This window comes from Hoylesella buccalis ATCC 35310, assembly GCF_000177075.1.
In the GTDB taxonomy this organism is placed as follows: Bacteria; Bacteroidota; Bacteroidia; order Bacteroidales; family Bacteroidaceae; genus Prevotella; species Prevotella buccalis.
Window position 1 is genome coordinate 122,782 of sequence record NZ_ADEG01000058.1, and the last position, 25,228, is coordinate 148,009.

22 protein-coding genes are annotated in these 25,228 nt (G+C 48.3%); 16 read left to right on the forward strand and 6 right to left on the reverse strand.

Going from position 1 to position 25,228, the window contains the following annotated elements; translation table 11 throughout:
- Nucleotides 1–65: 65 nt before the first annotated feature.
- On the reverse strand, nt 66–1,847 hold the full coding sequence (locus tag HMPREF0650_RS06605) for a DNA polymerase III subunit gamma/tau (protein ID WP_004349375.1): 1,782 nt from the start codon (nt 1,845–1,847) through the stop codon (nt 66–68).
- Nucleotides 1,848–2,000: 153 nt separating this feature from the next.
- Between HMPREF0650_RS06605 and HMPREF0650_RS06610 the strand changes: the two genes are divergently transcribed.
- The 8 genes from HMPREF0650_RS06610 (at nt 2,001) to mfd (ending at nt 11,851) form a co-directional block, all read left to right on the forward strand.
- Nucleotides 2,001–2,342, forward strand: coding sequence for an FtsB family cell division protein (locus HMPREF0650_RS06610; protein ID WP_040562698.1), 342 nt, complete (start codon nt 2,001–2,003; stop codon nt 2,340–2,342).
- A complete protein-coding gene (locus HMPREF0650_RS06615) occupies nt 2,326–2,730 on the forward strand; it encodes a hypothetical protein (RefSeq protein ID WP_040562699.1) in 405 nt (134 codons plus the stop codon). Before HMPREF0650_RS06610 ends, HMPREF0650_RS06615 begins: the two co-directional genes overlap by 17 nt.
- 257 nt (nt 2,731–2,987) lie before the next feature.
- Nucleotides 2,988–3,785, forward strand: a complete 798-nt coding sequence (locus tag HMPREF0650_RS06620; protein ID WP_004349380.1) for a DUF4369 domain-containing protein — start codon at nt 2,988–2,990, stop codon at nt 3,783–3,785.
- Nucleotides 3,786–3,800: 15 nt separating this feature from the next.
- A complete protein-coding gene (locus tag HMPREF0650_RS06625; RefSeq protein WP_004349381.1) occupies nt 3,801–5,126 on the forward strand; it encodes a dihydroorotase in 1,326 nt (441 codons plus the stop codon).
- A gap of 53 nt (nt 5,127–5,179) precedes the next feature.
- On the forward strand, nt 5,180–6,349 hold the full coding sequence (locus HMPREF0650_RS06630) for a metallophosphoesterase (protein WP_004349382.1): 1,170 nt from the start codon (nt 5,180–5,182) through the stop codon (nt 6,347–6,349).
- An 18-nt stretch (nt 6,350–6,367) separates the two neighbouring features.
- Nucleotides 6,368–7,126, forward strand: a complete 759-nt coding sequence (locus tag HMPREF0650_RS06635) for a lysophospholipid acyltransferase family protein (protein WP_004349384.1) — start codon at nt 6,368–6,370, stop codon at nt 7,124–7,126.
- A gap of 311 nt (nt 7,127–7,437) precedes the next feature.
- The gene (locus HMPREF0650_RS06640) at nt 7,438–8,190 is read left to right on the forward strand and encodes a polyprenol monophosphomannose synthase (RefSeq protein ID WP_004349385.1); all 753 of its coding nucleotides are present in this window, start codon (nt 7,438–7,440) and stop codon (nt 8,188–8,190) included.
- Nucleotides 8,191–8,407: 217 nt separating this feature from the next.
- Nucleotides 8,408–11,851: a transcription-repair coupling factor gene (mfd, locus tag HMPREF0650_RS06645; RefSeq protein ID WP_040562741.1), complete on the forward strand. Its 3,444-nt coding sequence runs from the start codon at nt 8,408–8,410 to the stop codon at nt 11,849–11,851.
- A 53-nt stretch (nt 11,852–11,904) separates the two neighbouring features.
- Here the strand turns inward: mfd and HMPREF0650_RS06650 are convergent, their stop codons facing one another.
- The gene (locus HMPREF0650_RS06650) at nt 11,905–12,447 is read right to left on the reverse strand and encodes an NUDIX hydrolase (protein ID WP_004349388.1); all 543 of its coding nucleotides are present in this window, start codon (nt 12,445–12,447) and stop codon (nt 11,905–11,907) included.
- Nucleotides 12,448–12,718: 271 nt separating this feature from the next.
- Between HMPREF0650_RS06650 and HMPREF0650_RS06655 the strand changes: the two genes are divergently transcribed.
- From HMPREF0650_RS06655 to HMPREF0650_RS06685, 7 genes are all read left to right on the forward strand, one after another.
- A complete protein-coding gene (locus HMPREF0650_RS06655; RefSeq protein ID WP_004349389.1) occupies nt 12,719–13,135 on the forward strand; it encodes a PaaI family thioesterase in 417 nt (138 codons plus the stop codon).
- Nucleotides 13,132–14,247: an isochorismate synthase gene (locus tag HMPREF0650_RS06660; RefSeq protein WP_004349390.1), complete on the forward strand. Its 1,116-nt coding sequence runs from the start codon at nt 13,132–13,134 to the stop codon at nt 14,245–14,247. Before HMPREF0650_RS06655 ends, HMPREF0650_RS06660 begins: the two co-directional genes overlap by 4 nt.
- A 247-nt stretch (nt 14,248–14,494) precedes the next feature.
- A complete protein-coding gene (gene menD / locus HMPREF0650_RS06665; RefSeq protein ID WP_004349391.1) occupies nt 14,495–16,207 on the forward strand; it encodes a 2-succinyl-5-enolpyruvyl-6-hydroxy-3-cyclohexene-1-carboxylic-acid synthase in 1,713 nt (570 codons plus the stop codon).
- A 6-nt stretch (nt 16,208–16,213) separates the two neighbouring features.
- Nucleotides 16,214–17,041, forward strand: coding sequence for a 1,4-dihydroxy-2-naphthoyl-CoA synthase (menB, locus tag HMPREF0650_RS06670; protein WP_004349392.1), 828 nt, complete (start codon nt 16,214–16,216; stop codon nt 17,039–17,041).
- 127 nt (nt 17,042–17,168) lie between these two features.
- On the forward strand, nt 17,169–17,723 hold the full coding sequence (locus tag HMPREF0650_RS06675) for a four helix bundle suffix domain-containing protein (protein ID WP_004349393.1): 555 nt from the start codon (nt 17,169–17,171) through the stop codon (nt 17,721–17,723).
- 10 nt (nt 17,724–17,733) lie between these two features.
- On the forward strand, nt 17,734–18,795 hold the full coding sequence (locus HMPREF0650_RS06680) for an o-succinylbenzoate synthase (RefSeq protein ID WP_004349394.1): 1,062 nt from the start codon (nt 17,734–17,736) through the stop codon (nt 18,793–18,795).
- Nucleotides 18,792–19,868, forward strand: a complete 1,077-nt coding sequence (locus HMPREF0650_RS06685) for an AMP-binding protein (RefSeq protein WP_004349395.1) — start codon at nt 18,792–18,794, stop codon at nt 19,866–19,868. Before HMPREF0650_RS06680 ends, HMPREF0650_RS06685 begins: the two co-directional genes overlap by 4 nt.
- A 58-nt stretch (nt 19,869–19,926) precedes the next feature.
- On the opposite strand, the gene aroB is transcribed toward HMPREF0650_RS06685, so the two are convergent.
- Nucleotides 19,927–20,979 carry a 3-dehydroquinate synthase gene (gene aroB, locus HMPREF0650_RS06690; protein ID WP_004349396.1) on the reverse strand — a complete coding sequence of 351 codons (1,053 nt, stop codon included), beginning with the start codon at nt 20,977–20,979 and terminating at the stop codon, nt 19,927–19,929.
- Between the two features lie 874 nt (nt 20,980–21,853).
- On the opposite strand from aroB, the gene HMPREF0650_RS06695 reads away from it, so the two are divergent.
- Entirely contained in the window at nt 21,854–22,375 is a 522-nt protein-coding gene (locus HMPREF0650_RS06695; RefSeq protein ID WP_245543469.1) for an outer membrane protein assembly factor BamD, read from the forward strand.
- 36 nt (nt 22,376–22,411) lie between these two features.
- On the opposite strand, the gene HMPREF0650_RS06700 is transcribed toward HMPREF0650_RS06695, so the two are convergent.
- The 3 genes from HMPREF0650_RS06700 to HMPREF0650_RS06710 form a co-directional block, all read right to left on the reverse strand.
- Complete coding sequence (locus HMPREF0650_RS06700) at nt 22,412–23,332, reverse strand: DNA/RNA non-specific endonuclease (RefSeq protein ID WP_004349398.1); 921 nt, start codon at nt 23,330–23,332, stop codon at nt 22,412–22,414.
- Between the two features lie 90 nt (nt 23,333–23,422).
- Nucleotides 23,423–23,674: a type B 50S ribosomal protein L31 gene (locus HMPREF0650_RS06705; RefSeq protein ID WP_004349399.1), complete on the reverse strand. Its 252-nt coding sequence runs from the start codon at nt 23,672–23,674 to the stop codon at nt 23,423–23,425.
- A 98-nt stretch (nt 23,675–23,772) separates the two neighbouring features.
- Nucleotides 23,773–25,206, reverse strand: coding sequence for a DUF6359 domain-containing protein (locus tag HMPREF0650_RS06710; protein ID WP_004349400.1), 1,434 nt, complete (start codon nt 25,204–25,206; stop codon nt 23,773–23,775).
- Nucleotides 25,207–25,228: the final 22 nt, after the last annotated feature.

Genomic DNA, 25,228 nt, shown 5'->3' on the forward strand with positions numbered 1-25,228 from the left:
TGGACATCGTCCAATGACCAATTTCTGGGTATGCGAGAGCTATGAAAAAACAAATGAAAATAGACTTACCCCAACTGCAATTTTAAGCTCTGGCATAGTTTGGAGAACTGTGGATTCTCGTTTTTGAGCATTTCAAAGATTTCGCGTTTCGAGTAAATCTTGGTCACTTCCTGGGCTTCAGCAAGCCGCAGGTTGATGTTGAGCTGCGCGTTTTTCAGTAGTGTGCGCATCTCTGCCAGGATGTTTTCCTTGTCATCTTGCAACTGTTTGAGCAGGATGTCGTTGTCGATAACCACTTCTATGTTGGGGAAGGTGGTGATACGGGGCGTCAAGTTCTTCATGCGTTGCGCCAAACCTATCTTCTCTTGTGGCATTCGGTTGCACATCATCTTCCACTGTATCATTAGCTCTTGCTCGCTGAAGGTCGTGTTTTGTGTGGTTACTTGCTGTTCGGGTTTGGTTTGGTAGGATGGCTTCTTGCCGCCGTTACGCAAGTCGTTGAAGGTCATTCCAATATCCGAGAGTGTCAGCCGCGGCCTTTGGCCGGCTGACTTACTTGTTGCAGCCGGTGTTGGGGTTGATGGTCGTTGTGCTGATGTGATGGGGGTGTGGCGGGCATTTGCTGGAGACACCTTGCTGGTCTCTGAGCTCGCCACACGTTGATTGGTCTCACCGCCCATCGCGGGAGCCAACTTTTTGAACAAGGATTTTAAGCGTTTGGGGCTGCGCCCCGCACCGTCGGAAGCGTCATCTGCCTGTGTCACTTGCGCCACTTCGATGAGCGTGAGTTCTACCAGCAGGCGTTTGTTGCTACTCTGACGGTAGTTCACGTCGCAACGGTTCAGTATTTTCAACGCTTGGTATAAGAATTTCGTTGGGCATTTCTGCGCCTGCTGCTGGTATTTCTGTCGTTGTTGCTCGCTCACCTCCAGCAAAGGCAGCGTCTGTGCATCCTTCGCCATGAGCACGTTGCGTATGTGCGAGGCCAGTCCGTTGGTGAGTAGTCCACCATCGAAGCCTTTCGCGAGAATAGAGTTGAGCAGCACCATCACGTCGCTCACTTTGTTTTCGAGGCTCAAGTCCACCATCTTGAAATAATTGTCTGCATCCAGCACGTTGAGATCTTCCAGCACCTTGTCGTACGTGATGTTACCTTGGCAGAAGCTGGCAGCCTGATCGAAGACCGACAAGGCATCGCGCATGCCGCCGTCAGCCTTCTCTGCGATGATGTTCAGGGCAGCGTCTTCGTAGGTGATTCCTTCCTGCTGAGCCACATTTTTCAGGTGGTTGATGATGTCTGTAGTGGCCATCCGCTCGAAATCATATATCTGACAACGCGAGATGATGGTGGGCAAAATCTTGTGTTTCTCGGTCGTTGCCAGGATGAAAATGACGTGTGCGGGCGGCTCTTCCAGCGTTTTGAGAAAGGCGTTGAAGGCCGATGTGGAGAGCATGTGCACCTCGTCGATGATGAATACCTTGTACTTGCCTACCTGTGGCGGTATGCGTGTCTGGTCCATCAGCGACTTGATGTTCTCCACCGAGTTGTTACTGGCGGCGTCAAGTTCAAAGATGTTGTACGATCTTTGCTCGTTGAAGGCCTGACAGCTCTCGCACTCGTTGCAGGCTTCACCATCTGCTGTGGGGTTCAGGCAGTTGATGGCTTTGGCAAAGATGCGTGCGCAGGTGGTCTTACCGACACCGCGCGGACCGCAGAACAGGTAGGCGTGAGCCAGCTTCCCGCTCTTTACGGCGTTCTTAAGGGTTGTGATAAGCGCGGATTGGCCAACGACAGCGTCAAAGGTCATCGGCCGGTATTTGCGCGCTGAAACAATGTAATCTTTCATTGTGGGTGAATTTGTTTTGCAAAGATAGCAAAAAGATTAGACATCCTTGGCCCGCCCTGTTTGATTATTTGTTAATAAGATGAAATTATGTCAGGTGCATTTTTCGTTTTCAATTATAATGTTTATTTTTGCAATCATTAAATCCTACCACTCTTGAAACGTGTCAATGTCATACTGAGCTTCGTCAATCACTATAAATACCTTATCGTGTTTGTTGGTGGATTCCTCATTGTTGGAGTCCTTGATGAGAACAGTTTCATGAAACGTGTACAGCTGGAATGGCAAATCAGTGATTTGAAAGAAGATATCAACAAGTACAAATCGCTGAATGAAATCAACACGAAGAAGCTGAGAGAACTAAAGCGTGATCCCAGTGCCATCAAGAAGATAGCGCGAGAAAACTATTTCATGAAGGCCGATGATGAAGACATTTTCGTGTTGAGTGATGACCCTAAAACAGAACAACCTCAATCGACAAATGAAACAACTCAATAAACTGCAGACCCTAATATTCCTCACCGGTGGGGCCATAATGGTGGTTGGCGCCGGATGCTTCGCCCTGATGTGGCAGCAGAAAATCGCTTGTTGGATTTATCTTGCGGGCGCTTTGATGTTTGGCGTCATGCAGATGATGCAGGAATACCAAGGTCACAATTTCATCGTGAAGCGGCTGAAACGCATTATGAGCTTGGCCGACATCTTCTTCATCCTGTCTGGTTTCCTGATGGTGGACATGGTCTATCGCTTTCTGCAATCGGCCTTTGACAACTACCTGACGTACTATAACACCATTTATAACAAGTGGGTGGTTCTGCTGCTCATTGCGGCTATCTTGGAGATGTACACCATGCACCGCATTGAACATGAGTTGTCAAAAGAGTAGTAGTTGAGGCTCTGTATTCCAAAAAAATGCTAAAAGGAGCCTGTAAACAAATTAAATAGCATTAAATAATTTTGTTCACAGACAATACATATTATCTTTGCAGAAGATGGGCGGCGCCTCAGCAATTTCAAACAAGCTTGACTGCTTTCGGCTTGCACCATCTTTGCAAAAGATGGGCGGCCAGGATTGTTTGTGAATGAGGTGTTCCAGAGAGTGCTGACAAGATGCCCTGAAAGAAACAGAACAAGAATACATATATGAATAAGATATTATACCTGCTTATTTCTCTTGTAGCGTTCACGTCGTGTGCGAATAGCTATCATGTGCAAGGGTCATCCAACGTAACCGACTTGGATGGTAGAATGTTGTACCTCAAGGTGCTGCAAGATAACGATTTCAAGAACATCGACTCCAGTGAAGTGGTACACGGGCAGTTTCAGTTCGCAGGAACATTGGACTCGGCTCGCATGGCAAACATCTTCATGGATGACAGGAGCGTGCTTACTTTCGTGTTGGAAGAGGGCGACATCAATATCAACATCAACAACACCCAGCAGATTGTGAGCGGCACACCCTTGAATGACAAGCTGTTTAAGTTCTTCAATGAGTACAATCAGCTGAAGAGTCAGCAGGCCGAACTGGTGCATCGACATGACCAAGCCATCATGAATGGAAGCAACATGGATGTGGTTAACGCGCAGCTCAATGCTGAAGCAGAAAGTTTGAGTCAGCGGGAAGACCATCTGGTTACTACCTTCGTGACAGAGAATTTCGACAATGTGTTGGGGCCGGGAGTGTTCTTCATGATGACCATCGGCAATCAATATCCCGAGCTGACGCCATGGATTGAGGACATCATGAGCAAGGCTACCAACCAATTCAAGAACGATCCGTACGTTAAAGATTACTATCAAAAGGCGCAAGAGAACGAACAAATCATGAATGGCTTGAAGGATGTGCCTGCTGCAGCTAGTCAATCGGTACCAAATGGGCAGCAGCTTCCACCACCAGCATCACCTGCTGATTTGGCAAAACCTTCGGAAAAGACAGAGTAGAAACAAACCATAACCATGACAATAGTTATATACGGTGGAACAATCGTTAATGAAGGTAGGGCTTTCGAAGGCTCTGTGCTGATTCAAGATGACCGTATCACTTCAATTATTGAAGGTAAGAAAGCTCCCTGTGGCCACTACGATAAGCAAGTAGATGCCACAGGGTGTTTTGTATTACCGGGCATCATCGACGAGCATGTGCACTTTCGTGAGCCGGGATTGACGGCAAAAGCCGATATTGACAGTGAGAGCCGAGCTGCGGCTTACGGTGGTGTTACATCTTTTTTCGACATGCCTAACACGGTTCCGCAAACTACTTCGCTGGAAACTTTGCTGGCTAAACACGAGTTGGGACGGCAGCATAGCCACGTTAACTATACCTTTATCTTCGGTGCGACCAATCAAAATGCCGACCTCATTCCAGCACTCAACCTCCATCAAGTGCCGGCCATCAAGTTGTTCATGGGTGCCAGTACAGGGGATATGCTGGTAGACAGACGGGAAACCTTGGAGCAAATTTTCCGTACTTGTCCATTCCCCATCATTGCACATTGCGAGGATTCAACCCTTATCAACGCCAACATGCAGACCTACAAACAGCGATTGGGAGAGCAGGTGGACATCTCTTTGCATCCCATCATACGCAGTGAAGCAGCATGTTACAAGTCGACAGCCTTGGCAGTGGCATTGGCAAAGAAGTACGGAACACGCCTGCATGTGGCTCATCTCACCACTGCGAAGGAGCTAACGTTCTTTGGTAGCGATGACAACATCACCGCCGAAGCTGTGATACCGCATTTGATGTTCTATGATGATGATTATAAAACCCTGAAAAGTCTGATTAAATGCAACCCTGCCATCAAGACAAAAGCCGACCGTGAGGCGCTAAGAAGGGCGCTCACTACAGGAGAAATCCATACCGTAGCGACCGATCACGCACCTCATTTGCTGCCCGATAAGCAAGGCGGAGCATGCACTGCCGCTTCTGGCATGCCCATGGTACAATTCTCTTTGCCCACGGTGTTGGAGTTGGTAGATGCGGGTGTGCTCACTATTGAGCGTTTGGTCACGTTGATGTGTCATCATCCAGCCCTGTTGTTCGGCGTGAACGAGCGGGGATTCTTGCGCGAAAATTACAAAGCCGACATTACCATCGTCAAGCCAAACACGCCTTGGACAGTGACCGAATCCGTGATTCAAAGCAAGTGTAAATGGAGTCCAATGATGGGACACACCTATCAATGGAAGGTCATGCAGACCTTCTGCAACGGTCATCTGGTCTACGATGACGGCGTGTTTGACGAGGATTATCGGGGTGAGGCTTTGTGTTTCCGACGATAACTTTCGTCCGCAGTCCACTCATTCAATAGCTTATCCGATGCCAGATTGACCCTATGATTGCAAGAATATTCATCTTTCTTCTCTTTCTCATCATCCTTCCGGATGTGTATCTTGACCTGCATTACCTGCGGAAGAAGAAAAAATACACCTGGTGGAAGCGTCTTTTATGGTGGCTTCCCGCTCTCTTGATGCTGGCTTACACCATCAAGATGACCATCGAACCTAACTTCATCCCCGACAATCCGGCTTGGATTGACAACTATTTGCTGCTGCTTTGCCTGCTCATCGTGCCCAAAGCGATGTTTTCCATCTGTTCGGTTATCGGACTATTTTTTTGCCGATTGCGCAAAAAACGCCGCAACTGGGGCAACTTGGTGGGGCTCATTCTGGGTTTGTTGCTCATCTATATATTTGTTTATGGGTCTACCTTCGGCATCAGAAAACTGAATGTGAAGCATGTAGACGTCACCTTCAAGGATCTACCCGCATCGTTTGACGGCTATCGCATCGTGCATTGGTCTGATGCGCATGTGGGGAGTTATCTGAAATCACGCCGCCCTATCTTGCAACGAGCCGTTGACAGTATTCGGGCACAGCAAGCCGATATGGTGGTTTTTACGGGCGACTTGCAGAACCTGCAACCCTCAGAACTCTATCCGTTTGTAGGGCTTTTCAGATCCATCAAGGCGAAAGATGGCGTTTATTCTGTTCTTGGAAACCATGATTACAGTGGATATATCCATGCCGATGCCGCCGTCAAGGTGGCCAATGAACGTGAAACCATTTCGCGTCAGCGACAATGTGGATGGACAGTCTTGCTGAACGAGAACCGGTCTATCTATAGAGGACGCGATTCCATCGTCATCGCTGGCGGTGAGAACGATGGCCTTCCACCGCATCCGATGCGTGATGACATCCATCAAACCTTGCGAGGTGTCGGCGATGATGCTTTTGTTGTGATGCTGCAGCACGATCCCTCGGCATGGCGACGGCACATCCTACCCGAGTCGAAAGCACAGCTCACGCTCAGTGGGCACACCCATGGTGGACAGATAAGCGTGCTGGGCATCCGCCCCTCCAAGTTCAAGTATGCCGAGGACTGGGGACTTTATCAGGTGGGCAACCGTTTTCTTTATGTGACAGCCGGGCTGGGTGGGCTCGTTCCTTTTCGCTTTGGAGTGCCGGCAGAAATAGTCGTCATCACCCTGCATCGGCAGAAATAATCAGAAAAAACAGGACGTATGAAATATCTGTACCGCATCTATCAATTGTTCATCGCAGCACCCATTATCGCTGTTTTCACCCTGCTCACAGCATTGGTCGTCACCATTGGGTGTACGCTTGGTAACGGACATTTCTGGGGTTATTATCCCGGAAGATGGTGGGGGCGGCTGGTTGTTCGTGTCCTGCTGTTGCCCGTGAAGGTGGAAGGACGTGAGCATCTGGAACCGAAACGCTCTTATGTCTTCGTCAGCAATCATCAAGGCGCTTTCGACATCTTCCTGATTTATGGATTCTTAGGGCGCAATTTCAAGTGGATGATGAAGCATCAACTGCGCAAGATGCCGTTTATCGGACGTGCCTGTGCAGCGGCACACCATATTTTTGTTGACAAACGCAGTCCCAGTAAGGTCAAAGAAACCTACGATAAGGCACACGAGACACTGCAAGATGGCATGTCGCTCGTGGTTTTTCCAGAGGGTTCGCGCACGTTCACGGGTCACATGGCTACTTTTAAGCGGGGGGCTTTCATGCTGGCCAACGACCTTCAACTGCCCATTGTGCCATTGACCATCAACGGATCTTTCAACGTTATGCCTCGCATGCGCGACATGAAATGGGTTTCCTGGCATCCTTTGCGTCTGACTATTCACGAACCTATCGCACCAAAGACGCTGGATGCTGGGCACATCAGTCAAACCATCGACGAGAGCTATCAAGCCATCATGAGTGCTCTGGCTCCCGAATATCAGGGTTTTGTCGAGAATCCTGACCAGTGAACGGCATGTGCGACAACAACTGCCGACTGTAAAAATGCCGTGAAATGTTTTTGCATATCACACTAATTCCACTACCTTTGCATAAGACAGGCATCGCCTCAACAATTTCAAGCCAGCTTGATTGCACTCGGCTCGCACTGTCTTTGCATAAGGTAGGCATCGCCTTAGCAATTCCAAGCAAGCTTGATTGCGTTCGGCTCGCACTACCTTTGCAAAAGACAGGCATCGCCTTGGCAATTCCAAGCCAGCTTGATTGCATTTGGCTCGCACTCATTTTTCACCACATCTTGAACCCATAAAATAATAAAACTATGAACAAAACCGACAGCATCGTCATCATTCCGACGTACAATGAGAAAGAGAACATGGAGAAAATCATCCGTGCCGTCTTCGCATTGGATAAGTGTTTTCACATCCTGGTCATCGATGACGGCAGTCCAGACGGCACCGCAGCCATCGTTCATCGGTTGATGCAGACCGAGTTCGCCGACCGATTGTTCATCATTGAACGGTCGGGTAAACTGGGGTTGGGCACGGCTTACATCACTGGATTCAAGTGGGCACTGCAACATCAATACGACTATATCTTCGAGATGGATGCCGACTTTAGTCACGATCCCAACGACCTTCCTCGCCTGTATGCCGCCTGTCACGACGAGGGATACGACCTTTCTATCGGCTCCCGCTACGTCAGTGGCGTGAATGTGGTCAACTGGCCCATCGGAAGAGTGTTGATGAGTTATTTCGCATCCAAGTATGTGCGATTTGTGACAGGCCTCAACGTGCATGACACCACGGCCGGATTTAAGTGTTACAAGCGCCGTGTGCTTGAAACAATTCCATTAGATGAGGTGCGTTTCAAGGGCTATGGCTTCCAGATTGAAATGAAATACACAGCCTATAAGATAGGGTTCAAAATCAAAGAGGTGCCGGTGGTCTTCGTCAATCGTCGTGAGGGCGTAAGCAAGATGAGTGGCGGCATCTTTGGAGAGGCCTTTTTTGGCGTGATGCGTTTGCGCTTAGATGGCTGGTTGCGCAAATATCCACCCATGCCCAAGGATTGAACTGACTTGCCTGCTGGTAACCTGTTGGTTTTCAATTCGATACAGGTTATGAATAAATAGCATTGACTTTGGTCGCCAAAAGCATTGACTTTGCCTGCCAATCTCATTGACTTTGAGGGTCAAAGTCAATGGGTTTGGAAGACGGTCTGATATTGCTCATTCTTTTATCCATTTTTCCAGCTTATTTCATTACCTTTGTATGCTCAACGCATTTGCGATGAATATACAAGACATTCAACAACTATATGGAGCGTCGCCACAGGCTGGTGCGCTTCGAAAAGCACTGGAAGACAAGTCGGTTAAGACCGTTTTCCTGCAAGGACTCATGGCTTCCGCCGCCCCTATGCTATTCGCCGGAATGGCCAAACAGCTGACCAAAACCATTCTTTTCATTCTTCAGGATGCCGATGAGGCTGGCTATTTCTATCACGACCTGACGCAGGCGCTTGGCAATCAGCAGGTGCTGTATTTCCCATCGTCATACCGTAGGGCCGTGAAGTATGGGCAACGTGATGCCGCCAACGAGATATTGCGCACCGAGGTGTTGTCCAAGCTGGCGGCGGGCAAGCCTCTTTACATCGTCGCCTCGCCCGAATCGCTCTGCGAACTGGTGGTGTCCAAGCAAAAACTGGACGAGGGTACCATCAAATTGAATGTGGGACAAACGGTAGACCCCATGCAACTGAAGAAAAACTTGCTGGCTTTTGAGTTCCAGGAAGTGGACTATGTGTACGAACCTGGGCAGTTTGCCGTACGCGGGAGCATTGTAGACGTCTATTCGTTCAGCAGCGAATGGCCTTTGCGAATCGACTTCTTTGGTGATGAGGTGGATACCATTCGCACCTTTGACGTACAAGACCAGTTGTCTAAGGACAAGCAAACGGCTATAGAAATCGTACCTCAATTGGCCACTGCGGACAGTGATAAAGTGCCGTTCCTAAACTTCTTGCCCGCCGACGCGTTGTTGGTGATGAAAGATTTCACCTACGTTCACGACACCATCGACCGTGTATACAATGAAGGTTTTGCGTCGCAGGTGGTGCAAGAGCGCATGGAAGGAGCCACAGAGGTAGAGCAACAGGAGATTATTCGCACGCTGCGAAGAGAGCAGCAACTGATTACGGCACGGCAATTCGCACACGATGTGGCTGGCTTTCAATGTATCCAGTTTGGTACGCAGCCACCCATCACACCACAGGCCACTATTACCTTCAGCATTACACCGCAACCCTTGTTTCATAAGAACTTTGACTTGCTGCGCCAAACTTTTGAAGACTATGCGCTGCAAGGGTACAGTCTGTACATCTTTGCCGAGAGCAAGAAGCAGGTAGAGCGCCTTCGTGAGATACTGGGAGCTACGCCCGATGCCGCCCTGCGTGACGATAATGGCGCCCCAAGGACATCATCCCGGCTCCAGGAGCCGCTTTCTTTGAAGGGAACGGGCGATGCTTCGCTGCATGAAGGGTTCGTGGACAACAACCTGAGGATATGCTGTTTTACCGATCATCAGATATTCGAACGCTTTCATAAGTACAACCTCAAGTCGGATAAGGCGCGCTCAGGCAAGATGGCTCTCACGCTGAAAGAGCTGCAAGAGATGGAGCCAGGCGACTTCATCGTGCATGTTGATTTTGGTATTGGTAAGTTTGGAGGTTTGGTGAGAGTGCCTACAGGCAATACGTATCAAGAGATGATTCGCATCATCTATCAGCGAGGCGACATTGTAGATGTTTCGATACATGCGCTGTATAAAATCTCCAAGTATCGTCGTAGCGACACTGGCGAACCTCCTCGTTTGTCTACATTGGGGACAGGTGCGTGGGAACGGCTCAAGGAGAAGACCAAGAAGCGCATCAAGGACATTGCGCGCGATCTCATCAAGTTATATGCCAAGCGTCGGCATGATAAGGGATTTTCTTTCAGTGCCGATAACTATATGCAGCATGAACTGGAGGCCAGTTTCCTGTACGAGGACACCCCCGATCAGGTAAAGGCCACGGCAGAAGTGAAAGCAGATATGGAGAAAGCGCGTCCCATGGATCGTTTGGTATGCGGTGATGTAGGATTCGGCAAGACCGAGGTGGCCATTCGGGCAGCGTTCAAGGCCGCTTGCGACTCCAAGCAGGTGGCCGTGTTGGTGCCAACCACGGTGTTGGCATTCCAGCATTACAAGACTTTCCAAGAGCGGTTGCGTGGCATGCCGGTGCGAGTGGATTATCTGTCGCGCGCTCGAAGTGCCAAACAGACCCGTCAGGTGTTGGAGGATTTGGCTGCAGGGCGTATTGACATCATCATCGGGACGCACAAGTTGATTGGCAAGTCGGTGAAGTGGCACGACTTAGGTTTGCTCATCATCGACGAGGAACAGAAGTTCGGCGTGTCCACAAAGGAGAAACTTCGCAAGCTGAAGACCAACGTCGACACGCTCACCATGTCGGCAACGCCCATTCCTCGCACTCTGCAATTCTCGTTGATGGGTGCGCGCGACATGAGCGTTATGCGCACGCCGCCGCCCAATCGCTATCCCATTCACACGGAGATTGGTGTTTATGGACATGAAATCATCACCGATGCCATCAACTTTGAGATGAGCCGAAATGGGCAAGTGTATTTTGTGAACGACCGTATCTCCACGCTGCCAGAGATTGAGAAGATGATTTTAAAATATGTACCCGATTGCCGTGTGGCGATTGGGCATGGACAGATGCCGCCCGAACAGTTGGAGACTATCTTGATAGATTTCATGAATCATGATTACGATGTGTTGCTCTCAACTTCGATTGTTGAGAACGGAATTGACATCAGCAATGCCAATACCATTATCATCAACAATGCTCATCGCATCGGATTGTCAGACCTTCATCAAATGAGAGGACGTGTGGGACGAAGCAATCGTAAAGCCTTTTGTTACCTGTTGGCACCTCCTAAGTCGGTTCTCACGCCCGAAGCGCGCCGACGACTCGAAGCACTTGAAACGTTCTCTGAATTAGGTAGCGGGTTCAACATCGCCATGCAGGACTTGGATATCCGTGGGGCAGGAAATCTCTTAGGGGCAGAACAGAGCGGTTTCATGGAAGATTTGGGGTACGAAACCTATCAAAAAATCCTTTCACAGGCTGTCACCGAGCTGCGTAATGATGAGTTCAGCGACCTTTACGAAGAGTCTATTGCAAGTGGAGAAGTGGTGTCTGGAGCCGATTTCGTGGATGATTGTGCCGTGGAGAGCGATTTGGAAATGTATTTCCCCGATAGTTATGTGCCCGGTAGCAGTGAGCGTATGTTGCTGTATAGGGAATTGGATAATATTGAAGATGATAACGAATTGGCAGCATATCGGCAGCGGTTGATCGATCGTTTCGGTCCCATTCCCCACGAAGGAGAAGAACTCATGAATGTCGTTGCATTGCGACGCGTGGGTAAGCGCTTAGGGTGTGAGAAGCTCATGCTGAAACAAGGCAGAATGACCATGCAGTTTGTGAGCAATCCCATGAGTGCATATTACAAGAGCAAGGCATTTGATAATGTGCTCAACTATATCGGTAGGCACCCTCGCCGATGTGATTTGAAAGAAATAAAAGGTAGGCGCATGATGCACGTCAGTGAGGTGGAAAGTGCCAATGAAGGGTTGAGCATACTTCGAGAAATCGACGGTATGGCTTAATGCTTTTGTGCTTTGTTCCCTAAGGTTGCCATCCTGCATGGAAAGGAGTAGGGTCAAAGATATTCAGAAAAGTATTTCCAGAGTGGCGCAATCATCAGGGCTTGCATGAATTCCCCGTTTTTCAACATCTCAAACACTTTTTCCTTGGGCAGCAATTTGAATTCGATATCTTCTGTGCGGTCCAAGTGTTGGCTGCTCACGGGCTTCACTCCCTTTGCCAAAAAACAATGACAAAGGTTGGTCATGGTGCTGGGATTGGCAGAGATGGTCATGAGTTTTGTCCATGTGCCACCACCATAACCGGTCTCTTCTTGCAGTTCTCGTTGGGCGGCATCAAGGGGTTTCTCATCTTTTTCAATCACGCCGGCACAGATTTCTGAAGACACGATGCCCAGTGCGTGCCGCCATTGCTGTTCGATAATCAGGTTGCCTTCTGTATCTTCTGCAATCACATTGATCCAATCGGGATATTCCAGTACATAATACTCGTCATGAATCACGCCGTTGGGCAGTTGCACCTCGTCTCGACGAGCCGTGAGCCAAGGGCGCTTGATGATGTAATCCGACTTTAAGGTTTTCCATTTCTTGATTGGCATAAGTTTCTTTTTTAGGTGTGAAGGTTAGACTGTATTTTTACCGTAGTAAAGCCCTGTTACGTCATCCTGTAGGCCAGTTATCCTGCAGGTCAACCCAATGAGCTGCTAGGCGAAGTTACGAATAAATGGATATTCCCACAAATGATGCAGGCATAAAATGATGATTGTAGTTGCATTTTGAAGGTGAATCTTCATTATTAAAAAAACAACGGGTATTTTTTGAAACCTCTTTCTTTTGTTGTATCTTTGAAGTTGATAACCAAAAATTACAATGGATTTAGAACGTATCAAAGATATTATCAAGCGACAGGATGGCTTGTCTAACACCTTGGGCATGGAATTTATCTCCACTCCCGAGCCTGATACCTGTATGGCACGGATGAAGGTGGACGATAGCAACAAGCAGGTATTTGGTTTTTTAAGTGGGGGTGCTACCTTGGCACTGGCCGAAAATTTGGCGGGTGTGGGGAGTATGGCACTTTGTCCCGACAAGATATGCGTGGGTATCAATGTCAGCGGCAACCATGTCAGGCCGGTGATGGAAGGCGATACCGTGACGGCCTACGGTCGGTTGCAGCACAAGGGTGACACACTGCACCAGTGGCACATCGAGATTAAGGACCAAAACGACAAGCTCATCTCAACCGTTCAGGTGACTAATTTTGCCATGCGTAAACCAAAAAAATGAGCAGTATAGCATACTATCGGCTTCCGCATGCCGAGCATTTCATCCGACTGGAACAGACACAGGGCGAGCCTGAAGTGCTGACTCGGCTGACTGAACTCAATGGACGGGAAGGGTTTGTTATGGCTCCCTTTACCATTGATGCCGCCCATCCCATCGTGTTGATGCATCCTGACAAGGTGCAAGAAGAGAATATAAATGAGAGTGACCCTTGCTCTTGCCAGCGTGACGGACGGCTTATGGATGCCGAAAAACAGGAAGAACGGTTGGCTTATGGACGTGATTTCCGCCAATTTCACCAAGCACTGAAGGCTGAAAAGTTTGACAAGTTGGTACTTGCCCGCAGCGAAGAGGTGGAGCGATGTGACGGCGCAAATGCCGAAAGTTTGTTCTTAGCAGCCTGTCGATGCTATCCGCGACAGGCCATCGTTTTGGTTTGCACGCCCATGACCGGCACTTGGCTCATGGCTACTCCCGAGGTGTTGCTGTCTGGGGATGGAGAACGGTGGCGAACCATGGCGTTAGCTGGCACGATGAAGCTCAACGATGATGAAAGTCAACCTGTGATGTCAAGACAGCTTGCTGGTAACAAGCTGTCGGTAGGAGAGCGTGTATGGTCAGATAAGAACAGACAGGAACAACGGTGTGTGGCCATGTATATACAACAAAGTCTGGTTCCTTTCGCAGCCCATGTCGAGGAGAGAGGCCCCTATACCGTACAAGCGGGTGGCTTGGTGCATCTACGTACTGACTTCACCTTCGAACTTCGTGACCCAAATCAGCTGGGAACGTTACTCGAAGCTTTGCATCCCACACCTGCTGTGTGTGGATTGCCCAAGGCGGAGGCGCACCGTTTTATCTTGCAAAACGAGCATATCCATCGAAGTTATTACAGTGGCTTTGTGGGTTTGCTCAATCCCAAGGGCGAGACACATCTGTATGTCTCGCTTCGCTGTATGCAAATCTCAGACCGTAGCTACCGCTTCTATGCCGGCGGAGGCCTACTCGCCGATAGTATTGAGCAGCAGGAGTGGGAAGAAACTGTGGCGAAGATGGAAACGATGAAAAAGGTAGTGGCCTCTCCCCCAACCCCTCCCCAAAGGGAAGGAGAGTGATTAGCTGATAACTTTGAACTTTGAACATTGAGCTTTGAACTTTGAACTTTATGGTTAGCAAAGCTATCAACTCGTCTACTTGTCAACTATCAACTTGTCAACTATCAACTTGTGCACTATCAACTGTCAACTTAAAAACTTAATAACTCACATACTCAAGATCTAAAAAAACTATCAACTCGTCAACTCGTCAACTTGTAACTTGTCAACTATTGACTTGTAAACTCGTCAACTAAACACTTCTTCCATGCCCTATTCAGACAAAGAGAACGTCAATATACTCACCGCATTATTAGTGGCACACGGTGTGAAACACGCTGTGGTGTGTCCCGGTTCGCGCAATGCACCCATTGTACATAATCTCAACGAATGCCCCAACATCACATGCCACCCGGTGACAGACGAGCGTTCGGCTGGATTTTTTGCCTTGGGTATGGCTCAAATCATAAGGCATCCTGTTGCCGTTTGTGTCACCTCGGGTACAGCGTTGCTCAATCTTTTGCCAGCTACGGCAGAGGCTTATTATCAACATGTGCCTTTGGTAGTGATTTCGGCTGATAGACCTGCGATGTGGATTGACCAACAAGACGGTCAAACCCTGCCACAGTTGGATGCTTTAGGGCGTTTTGTCAGTAAGGCAGTCTCGTTACCTGAGCCTTCTACTGATGACGAACGGTGGTACTGTAATCGATTGGTAAACGAAGCGTTGCTTTGTTGTCAGCGGCATGGTGGCAGTCCGGTACATTTGAATGTGCCTATTTCAGAACCCTTGTTCACGTTCAATGTGCCAGCGTTGCCAACCGAACGGGCGATTCGACAGGTAGTGGCAACGACCGATGTGGCTCACTGTCAGTCGCTTTTGGCGGATATCCAGTCAGCCCAACGCCCGATGATAGTCGTGGGACAGTTAAGTAACAAAGAGGCTCGGCGCATGGCTTTGCAATTATGTGCGTTGTCAGCGGATGTGGTAGTTGTGTACGAATGTCTCGGAATGGCTTGTCATGAGGATACGTCTCGCTATCCCGATTCACCAACCGAAGGGCTTTTTCCTCTACATATAGATAAGGTATTGATGCGCATGCAGCGGGTAGAACAATATCAACCAGATGTAGTGGTGTACCTTGGTGGAACGTTGGTGAGTAAGCGTTTGAAAGCGTTTCTGCGCCAATCTCCAGCCGCCAAGACTTGGATTGTCAATGAGCGGGGAGCAATATACGATACTTTTCAAAACCTGACAGGCGTGATTGAGGGTGCGCCGTATGATGTCTTGGAGGTAATCTTGCGGTATGTCCGTGGGGAAAAAGAAAGACAAAGGCTGCCTTTTGAGTCTGGTTTTCGTTCAAGATGGGCAACGCTGATTCAACAAGTGCAGGCGCAGACAGAGCGTTTTCATCCCCCTTACTCTTCATGGCTGGCTGTGAAAAGATTTTTTGAGACTGCAAGTCACAAGGACAGGTATGTACTCCATGCCGCCAACAGCATGTCCGTTAGGCTGGTTAACCACTTTTCCAGCGACTATGTTTTTTGTAATCGGGGTGTCAATGGCATTGACGGAAGTTTGTCAACGGCAGCAGGTTGCTCGCTGGTGACAACTCAAAACGTGTATTGCGTCATCGGTGATTTGAGTTTCTTCTACGACCAAAACGCCCTGTGGCATAGCTTAGGGGGCAATTTCAGAGTGCTGTTGTTGAACAATGGGGGTGGGGGTATCTTTCAAAGTTTGCCGGGTTTGAAAGAGAGTACGGCTCAGCAGACATTGATTTCTGCCCAACATCATACCACGGCTTGGGGGATTTGCCAGCAAAACAACGTAGCTTACCTTTCGGCACACGATGAGGAAGAACTTGAAAATAACATGAATCGCTTTGTGAACGACAACTTTGACCGCCCCGTAGTCTTTGAGGTGTTTACCTCGCAAGAACAAGATGAACAGGCAATGAACGAATACAAACAAGTTTAATTTGATATGGAAAAGAGACAATGGAAGTCCATTGACGGCTTCAACTTTAAGGAAATCCTCTTCGAGGAGTATAACAGAATTGCAAAGATCACGATTAATCGTGAGCGTTATCGCAACGCTTTTACACCGCTCACTACATGGGAAATGTCGCAAGCCTTTGCCTATTGCCGAGAGTGTGCGGGCATTCGTGTGGTTATTCTCACGGGAGCAGGAGACAAAGCATTTTGCTCTGGGGGCGACATGCACGTGAAGGGACGAGGCGGATATGTAGGAACAGACGGCGTGCCACGCCTCAACGTGCTGGACGTGCAGATGCAAATTCGACGCTTACCCAAACCTGTGATTGCCATGGTGAATGGTTATGCCATCGGAGGAGGGCATGTGTTGCATGTCATGTGTGACCTGACGATTGCCAGTGAGAATGCCATTTTCGGCCAAACGGGACCAAAGGTAGGCTCTTTTGATGCGGGTTTTGGCGCTTCGTACTTGGCTCGAATGGTGGGACAGAAGCGCGCCAGGGAGATTTGGTTCATGTGCAAGCAGTACTCGGCACACGAGGCAGAGCGTATGGGCATGGTGAACAAGGTGGTGCCATTCGATGAATTGGAGGATGAATGCGTGTCATGGGCGGAGACAATGATGCAGCGTTCGCCCTTGGCGTTACGCATGATTAAGGCTGGACTGAATGCCGAGTTGGACGGACAAGCTGGTATTCAGGAGTTGGCTGGCGATGCTACCATGCTGTATTACACCATGGATGAGGCGCAAGAAGGTGGAAAAGCGTTCTTGGAGAAACGCAAACCCGACTTTGATAAGTATCCGCAGTTTCCTTAAAACTAATGGGGCTAATAGGGCTAATAGGCCCAATTAGGCTAATTAGGCTAATTAGCCTAATAAGCCCAATAGGCCTAATAAGGCCAATAAGCCCAATAAATAATAACCACTAAAAAAACTACAAGCCATGCAAACCAACCAGTTTTTGCCGCAAAAAGGTAATTATCAAAACTTAATTGTTTATCAAAAAACCGAGTGCATCTATGACATTACCTTTTATTTTGCTCACCACTTTTTGGCAAAGAACGACAGAACGGTAGACCAAATGGTACAAGCGGCTCGCTCGGGAAAACAGAATATAGCGGAGGGATGTGCTGCTTCAACCACTTCATCTGAAACAGAAATAAAGCTATTGAATGTGGCTAAGGCAAGTTTGCAGGAGTTGTTGATAGATTATCAGGATTATTTGCGGGTGAGAGAGCTTGCTGTCTGGGATGTGAATGATGCGAGAACAATACAGACCAGACGTGTTTGCGCGCGGCATAACGACTCGGCATATTATCGAAACGCCATCAAGGAAAGAAGTGATGAGACCATTGCGAACATTGCTATTACACTCATTCATCAAGCTGACATATTCCTTAGAAAATACATCAACCGGGTGAAAGATGATTTTGTGAAGCAAGGTGGAATCAGAGAGCAAATGTCGAAGGCAAGAATTGATTATAGAAAAAGTCATTGATAAGATGAATATGAGCTTGTGTTATTCTGTCAGTAAGCGCACACTGCACTTCAAAAATCCTGCCACTACCTCACGGGGAGTATACCAAACGCACAAGAGTTACTATGTAACCCTTTGGCGTGAAGACCGTCCTTCCATCAAGGGGGTGGGCGAGTGTGCCACCTTGCCTGATTTAAGTTGTGACGTTTGTCCTGATTATGAGCAAATATTAACCGAAGCGTGCAATGAGATGACGCACGATGGGCGTATCAACTACGAGCGTTTGCGACCTTATCCGTCAATACTCTTTGGGTTGGAAACGGCGTTGGCGCAAATAAAGGCAAACGGAAGTGCTGCTTTGTTTCACACCCCTTTCGCACGAGGAGAGGAGGGAATCACTATCAACGGCTTGGTGTGGATGGGTACATTTGAGGAAATGCTGCATCGGATGCAGGAAAAATTGGAGCAGGGTTTTCGGTGCGTGAAGTTGAAAATAGGGGCTATCGACTTTGAGAAAGAATTGGAACTGGTGCGCGCTATCCGTTCGCATTTCACCTCAGAGCAAGTCCAATTGCGCCTTGATGCCAACGGAGGTTTCACACCTGATGAGGCTCTCGCAAAGTTGGAACAGTTGGCTAAGTATGACATTCATTCGATAGAGCAACCCATCAAGCAGCATCAGTGGCAGCAAATGGCGCGCTTGTGCCGTGAGTCGCCCATTCTAATCGCACTCGATGAAGAACTCATTGGTGTGAACCAGCGACATGAAAAAGAAGAGTTGCTCAATGCCATACGCCCTCAATACATCATTTTGAAGCCTTCGTTGCATGGTGGCATGTATGGAACAGAAGAATGGATAACGTTAGCAAGACAACGAAACATAGGCTCATGGCTCACCAGTGCGTTGGAGAGTAATGTGGGATTGAACGCCATTGCACAACTTGCCGCAAAGATTTATGGACCGCATGTCACCTTTCCGCAGGGCTTGGGAACAGGACTTTTGTTTACGGACAACGTTCCTATGCCGTTGGAAGTGAGAGGAGATCAGTTGTGGTTCATGCCGACAAAGACATTAAATGGAGGTAAAAAATGACTTATCAAGAATTTATCAGCGAATGGAATGATGATGCACGGACTATTCATGTGCAAACCAGTGGGTCGACAGGTGCGCCGAAGAAGATGAATGTAAGGAAGGACAGAATGATTGAAAGTGCCAAGATGACGTGTGACTTCCTTGGATTACAGCCTGGTGACACCGCATTGTTGTGCATGAATCTCGATTATATTGGCGCCAAGATGATGGTGGTTCGCTCACTGGTCAGGCAACTCCGTTTGATACAGGTAGCCCCCTCCGGCCATCCGTTGGCAACGGTTGGCGTTCCAATTACCTTTGCCGCTATGGTTCCCCTGCAAGTATATAACTCGCTGCAAGTACCCGAAGAACGGGAAAAATTACGCCAAATCAAACATCTTATCATTGGTGGAGGGGCTATTGACGATGTCTTGGCAGCCCAACTGCACGACTTTCCTCATGCGGTATGGAGCACATACGGCATGACAGAAACCCTTTCACACATTGCCTTACGCAGATTGAACGGTCTCGAATCTTCCAGTTGGTACACGCCCCTGCAAGGAATAAAGGTATCAACGAATGCCGATGAATGTTTAGTCATTGACGCTCCGAAGCTTTGTGATTCGCCCATTGTAACGAATGATATGGCCGAAATCCGAGAGACAAGCACGTCTGAGGGGCAAAACGCCCTTGCTTTTCGCATCATTGGTCGTCGCGACAACGTCATTAACAGTGGCGGCGTGAAGATTCAGATGGAAGAGTTGGAACGCCTGATTCGTCCTTTCCTCACCATGCCTTACATGGTGACCAAGCGCAAGAGTGAGAAGTTTGGCGAAATAGTCGTGCTGATGGTGGAGAAAGAGGACGATGACGAGGGAGTAACCTTTGAGGAAAAGTCTGAGTTACCCTTCCTGCGAGCCATCCACAAACTGCTGCATCGGGCCTTGCCTCGTTATTGGGAACCGCGCCTGTATCTGTCGGTAGACCGCATTCCGATGACCGAAACGGGGAAACCCAATCGGGCTTTGGCTCAGCGAATGGCCGAGAATCCCGACTTACCTTGCAGCTGCGTCCTTGCGGTGGATGACGAATGAGTGGGGAAAGAGCCGGCGGCAAGTAGGATGTCGCGGCAGGGCATGCCACTGATATGCGCTACTCGCCTTCGCGAAGGAAGTCGAAAGCGTTTTTAATCTCCTCCATCGTCGCCGTCTGGTTGAGCTTGATGTCGCCCACGTCGGCAAGCAACGTGAAGTTTATCTCGTCACCAAGATTCTTCTTGTCGTGACGCATCAAGGCGATGAGCTCGTCGTAGTCGTCGCATGTAAACGGCAATTGTCCATACCATTCTTTAACGAACCTGACCACTTGTCGCATCTTCTCCGTAGGGAAGCCGCACTTGACGCAGCTCAGGTACAACTCGCAAACCAGGCCATAGGCGACCGCACAACCATGTAAGACGGGCTTTCGTTTCAGCGACCACGACTCGAACGCATGACCGAAGGTGTGTCCGAGGTTCAGCGCCTTGCGTATGTTCTGTTCAAAAGGGTCGCGTGTTACCACTTCTTCTTTCACGGCAACCGAAGCGGCAATCATTCCTTGCAGCTGCTGGAAATCAACGTCACCGCTCAAGTCGAACGTCAATAATTCGCCCATCATCTTGTCGTTGCTAATCAAGCCGTGCTTCAACATCTCCGCATAGCCGCTGCGCAGGTTTTCCAGGTCAAGCGTTTGCAGGAATGCTGCGTGCAGGATGACGAAACAGGCGTCATTGAACACCCCTATCTCATTCTTCAGTCCCCCGTAGTTGATGCCCGTCTTGCCACCCACGGAGGCGTCGACCATGGCCAGCAGGGTGGTGGGGATGTTGATGAAGCGGATGCCGCGTTTGAAGGTAGAGGCGGCGAATCCGCCAAGGTCTGTCACCATGCCGCCCCCCAGGTTGATGACGCACGAATGGCGGGTAGCTCGTTCTTCTTGCAGTGCCGTCCATATCTTTTCCACCGACCGCAAGTCTTTGTGAACGTCAGAAGCGGGGATGGTGATGAGCTGTGCGCCTTTCAGCAAGTCAAACTCACGAATCTTCGGCCAACAATGTTCGGCGGTCACGTCGTCCGCAACGACGAAAATGCGGTCGGGTTGGCATGCTGCAATCGCCTTGGACAGGTCAGCTTGCAAATTTTTGGATAGGATAATCTTTTGTTTCATCTTCTCTTTTTATGGGTACAAATTTAATAAAAAAAGCATATACCCATGCCATTCGGGTGGTCTATTGAGCCACGGAACTCACATTTAAGATGGTTGTTCGGTGTAAACCGACAATTATAACCTTTTGCATGAATGAAGAATGAAACTGCCATTTACGACACGATGTGATAATATTGTCGAATGGCAACCAACAAAACCTTTTTTTTTGTTAACAAACCTTTCGTTTGTTAAATCAATTCATTTTCTTTGACAAAATAAAATTGGAAAATAGAAAAAATGGTGAGAATTTTAAGGCGTTGTCTGCCTTAAACTCATCATTTTGTACGCTATTCACATGGGTTAAATCGCCAATTAGTATGCTTTTGCTGTCCAATATGTATGCTTTTGCGCCCCAATATACATCATATAGAGGGCGTTTTTCGCACAAAAAAAGAGGTTTTTTGACCCAAACACGATGCTTTTTGATTTCGATTTATGCTTAATAATTATGTAAATCATTAATAATCAAATAAATATAAAAACTCTCTCATGATTAGTTTATTTTCCACGCATGAATATGTTGGTTGAAAAACGCTCAGCATTTGTGTTAAAAAAACGTTGCGACGGAAGACTTTTCATCGTAGAGCGTTCCATTTGTTTTAAAATGAAAAGCACCCTTGTTTCATGATAGAGGCGTGTGTGTTGAGCCATCTTTTCAACAAACTGTCGCTATGATTTACAGGTAGGCGATGGGGTAGATGCAGGTATTTCCCCCAACAAGGTAGGAAAAACCCTATGCAGCAATAGTGAAAACATCTTTGGATATACTAGATCTATTGTGTATTTTTGCAATAGATAAAATTATGAAACTTTAAAATATACGACGATGAAAAAGATGATGAAATTATTACCTATCGTGTTAATGGCACTCTTCACGGTCAGCGTTACCTCATGTAGCGACGACAATGATTATTATTATGAAGACCCTTACGATAACTCTCAGGACGTGCTGTATGAGATGGCACAGACCCTGCGTGGACATTGGACGGGAAAGACCGCTGCTCGCTTTAAAGACCCCGATGGACTATTGCGGGAAGAGGTGTACGACACCGACATAGAATTTGATATGTACGATTCCAACTCGCGCAATGGTCGTGGCCGCCAGGTGGATTATTTCAATGGGGAAATGGCTTACGATAGAACGTTCTCTTGGGCAATCGATTCTCGATCTGGAGACATCATCATTACCTATGATGGTGAAAATGGGAAGAAATTCCAGATGATTATTGATTTTGACGACATGAAGCTCGATGATCACACATTCTCTGGCGTGATGGTTGGCACTGGTGAGTCGGATGAGTTTTCATATACTCGCTATACTTATGCCAAGAAGGTGACGATGGATTTTGAGGAGTGATGAAGATAAGCCAGGGCCGGTTGCCATTGCTGATGATTAGGGCAACCCCCAGGCTCGTTGCACTTTCTCTACTGGTAATGTTTCTACTCGGCGTTCGATAGCGTCGGGTAGATTGCAGAAAAAGTCGATGCCGGTCTTCTGTTCCAGCTCGTGGATGTTGACGACGTATTTGCCGAGCGACGTGTCACCGTTGGCCTCGTGTTCCACCCAGAAACCGAGAGCTTTGTAACCCATCTTGTTCTTGCACAACACGGCCATGAAGAAGTATTTGGGAACGATGAGCCCTTGACCGAGGGTGGTCAGTATTTGACTGCCGTTGTCTATGGTTCCGCCTTTGCAGACGTACAGCGTGTCACGAAAACTGTCTTGATTCCAAGATCTTATTTGTGCTTCCATGTTCTTCCAAACTCCATCATTGAAGGCGTGCACTTGTGGCATCATGTTGGAGAGATAAAAGGTCTGGATGTTAGCTTCTCTTGACCCCAGACGGTCGGCTGAGGGGCAGATGTGGCCGTGGTCGTAGCCTGTACGCCAGAAAGGATCCCTGTCAAATTGGTAGGCTGATGGAATATTCTCGTCGCGTGGATATTGATTGGTATCCGATCGGTAGCGGCTGGTATGGGTTTCGCTAACGCCTCGGTACATCTGGTAGCAGCTCCAACGTAGTGATTTCTTGCTGGTGTCCCACTCGGTAGAATAGTTCACACCACGTTCGCCAGTACGTTTGTTGAGCAGTGCCTTGTGCACGATGATCATGCTGCTGCCTCCTTTTACTTTTGGAAACTCCAAACGACTGACCTCAGGAGGCATCATGGGGTTGCCTACGGTGGATACGCCAATATGTTGGTTGGCGTTGACGTTGGCTTCAGCAGACTTTTTTGAACCATTGTCGTCACTGCATGATGCCAGTGCGAGGATGGCGAAGAGTGGGAAGAGAAAGTGGTTTAGTTTGTTCATCGGCGTGTGGTGGAATGAAAAAAGTGCGACCGACCGTATATGCAACTACGCCCGAACGCACTTTCTTGTCGTCAAAAAAAGTTTTGTATCTTATTTCTGAATCTTACCGTAACGGTTCATGAAGCGGTCTACACGACCTGCCGTGTCAACAAGTTTGCTCTTACCGGTATAGAATGGGTGCGAGCTGCTTGAGATTTCTACTTTTACCACTGGGTAAGTTTCGCCTTCAAATTCTACTGTCTCGTTACTCTTGCATGTAGACTTTGTAAGGAACATATCGCCGTTGGACATATCTTTGAATACGACGGGGCGATAGTTTTCTGGATGAATTCCTTTTTTCATTTTGATTTCTTATTGAATATAATTGAATTAACTAAGCTATATGGGCTGCAAAAGTACGAAGAATTTCGCAAACAGCCAAACGTATCAATGCTTTTTTGTTATTTCACGACTAAGTTTTTCAGTTCCCAGGTGCCGGCCGACTGTGCAGTGCTTTTGTACTGGAAGGCGATTCTTACGTCTTTCTTGCCTGCGTAGACGCTGAGGTCAACGGTTGAGTTGACGGAAGTCCAGTCCTTGTTCGACGGCCATTTGCTGGGCGTAAGAACCTCCCAAGTGGCTGTCGAGGGCTTGCCACTCTTATAGTTCGTAGATATCTTGATGAAGATTTCGTCTTTCAGAGAGGTGAAGAATTTTGCGGCTTGTTCAACAGACAACGTGACAGAAGTCTTGCCGCTCAGGTCGAGGGCAGGTGAGATGAGCCAACTTTCCGTCTCGTATTTCTTGTTTTGGAAAAAGGCACTGGCCTTCACTCGGTGGTTTTTCTTGTCCAAAAACCATACAGCTTTAAGGCCTTGCGGCAGGTCTTTCTCGTTGGCAATGGTAAAGGAGCCCAGGCTCTCGGCGAACGTTTCGTTCAGGATGTCGGTGGAAGGCGTTACTGGCTGGCCGGGTTTTGTCCCGAGACTCTTGGTACCGACCAAGGCATACGATACGTTTTTCAGTCCCGTGATGGTAAAGTATGTCTCTATGTCTCCATAGAGTTTTATCTCTTTCTTGTATAAGTTCTTGTTTTGCTTGAGGTTGAGTCCAGTCCTAATGTTGCCTTTTGGCAGTTGTATAGGCATGCAGTTGGCGATGTTTGTTTCATCAGCCTTGTCGGCAATCAGGAGGTTGGTCTCTGTTTCGCATCCCTCTGCGGTGAACTTGGCCTCATTTTTGTCCTTTCCAGGAATGAATCCCACGATGTATCCCTTGACGAAAACCTTGGCAACCTTGTCCTTTTTCATCGCTGATGCTACGTTGAAGGGTGATGCCTCTGTGCCTTCACCGGAGGGATTGACAGTGGTTCCCGGTTCCTGTGGCTGCGAGTTGTCGCTCGTCTTGCCATTAACTGAGTAGAGATAGCTCTTGTTGATAACGGTTTCCGGCGTGTTCCCCATGTAGTTTGTGAACTGTCCGCAAACCACAACCTCGTCACCCACCTTGATATTCTCTGAGGTGAACTTCTTATTTCCCAATCCTAAGCTGCGGAAGATGTAGAGCTGCCCCTTGCTTGTGCCATCGTCAGATATATAATAGGTGGCATTGCCGAAATTGGATGTGTTGATTTCCTTGATGGAGACAATCTTGCCCTTGACGTAGACCTCAGCCGAGTTGGCACCGGTCTCGAGGCCTTTGATCATCTTGATGGCACCTGCCACGTTGTATGGGTCTTTTAGTGTTCCTGTTCCCTTGGCATCAGTTGGGACAATAATCTCGCCGCCGCCATTGTCCTTGGGGTATTCGTAGGGTGCGGGAACGTCCTCACAACTGGTAAGGCTCAGTGCCGAGATGGCCAGCGAAAGGAATGAATAAAATAGCTTTTTCATCATTATTTCTTTTATTGATAGTTGT

Excerpts from the sequence above, each read along its gene's own strand:
- HMPREF0650_RS06605 (WP_004349375.1), bottom strand. The coding sequence starts at position 1,847 with ATGAAAGATTACATTGTTTCAGCGCGCAAATACCGGCCGATGACCTTT.
- HMPREF0650_RS06675 (WP_004349393.1), top strand. The coding sequence starts at position 17,169 with ATGCAAACCAACCAGTTTTTGCCGCAAAAAGGTAATTATCAAAACTTA.
- HMPREF0650_RS06700 (WP_004349398.1), bottom strand. The coding sequence starts at position 23,332 with ATGAACAAACTAAACCACTTTCTCTTCCCACTCTTCGCCATCCTCGCA.
- HMPREF0650_RS06655 (WP_004349389.1), top strand. The coding sequence starts at position 12,719 with ATGGATTTAGAACGTATCAAAGATATTATCAAGCGACAGGATGGCTTG.
- menD (WP_004349391.1), top strand. The coding sequence starts at position 14,495 with ATGCCCTATTCAGACAAAGAGAACGTCAATATACTCACCGCATTATTA.
- mfd (WP_040562741.1), top strand. The coding sequence starts at position 8,408 with ATGAATATACAAGACATTCAACAACTATATGGAGCGTCGCCACAGGCT.
- menB (WP_004349392.1), top strand. The coding sequence starts at position 16,214 with ATGGAAAAGAGACAATGGAAGTCCATTGACGGCTTCAACTTTAAGGAA.
- HMPREF0650_RS06660 (WP_004349390.1), top strand. The coding sequence starts at position 13,132 with ATGAGCAGTATAGCATACTATCGGCTTCCGCATGCCGAGCATTTCATC.
- HMPREF0650_RS06680 (WP_004349394.1), top strand. The coding sequence starts at position 17,734 with ATGAGCTTGTGTTATTCTGTCAGTAAGCGCACACTGCACTTCAAAAAT.
- HMPREF0650_RS06710 (WP_004349400.1), bottom strand. The coding sequence starts at position 25,206 with ATGATGAAAAAGCTATTTTATTCATTCCTTTCGCTGGCCATCTCGGCA.
- HMPREF0650_RS06685 (WP_004349395.1), top strand. The coding sequence starts at position 18,792 with ATGACTTATCAAGAATTTATCAGCGAATGGAATGATGATGCACGGACT.
- HMPREF0650_RS06635 (WP_004349384.1), top strand. The coding sequence starts at position 6,368 with ATGAAATATCTGTACCGCATCTATCAATTGTTCATCGCAGCACCCATT.
- aroB (WP_004349396.1), bottom strand. The coding sequence starts at position 20,979 with ATGAAACAAAAGATTATCCTATCCAAAAATTTGCAAGCTGACCTGTCC.
- HMPREF0650_RS06615 (WP_040562699.1), top strand. The coding sequence starts at position 2,326 with ATGAAACAACTCAATAAACTGCAGACCCTAATATTCCTCACCGGTGGG.
- HMPREF0650_RS06625 (WP_004349381.1), top strand. The coding sequence starts at position 3,801 with ATGACAATAGTTATATACGGTGGAACAATCGTTAATGAAGGTAGGGCT.
- HMPREF0650_RS06705 (WP_004349399.1), bottom strand. The coding sequence starts at position 23,674 with ATGAAAAAAGGAATTCATCCAGAAAACTATCGCCCCGTCGTATTCAAA.
- HMPREF0650_RS06650 (WP_004349388.1), bottom strand. The coding sequence starts at position 12,447 with ATGCCAATCAAGAAATGGAAAACCTTAAAGTCGGATTACATCATCAAG.
- HMPREF0650_RS06695 (WP_245543469.1), top strand. The coding sequence starts at position 21,854 with ATGATGAAATTATTACCTATCGTGTTAATGGCACTCTTCACGGTCAGC.
- HMPREF0650_RS06640 (WP_004349385.1), top strand. The coding sequence starts at position 7,438 with ATGAACAAAACCGACAGCATCGTCATCATTCCGACGTACAATGAGAAA.
- HMPREF0650_RS06620 (WP_004349380.1), top strand. The coding sequence starts at position 2,988 with ATGAATAAGATATTATACCTGCTTATTTCTCTTGTAGCGTTCACGTCG.
- HMPREF0650_RS06630 (WP_004349382.1), top strand. The coding sequence starts at position 5,180 with ATGATTGCAAGAATATTCATCTTTCTTCTCTTTCTCATCATCCTTCCG.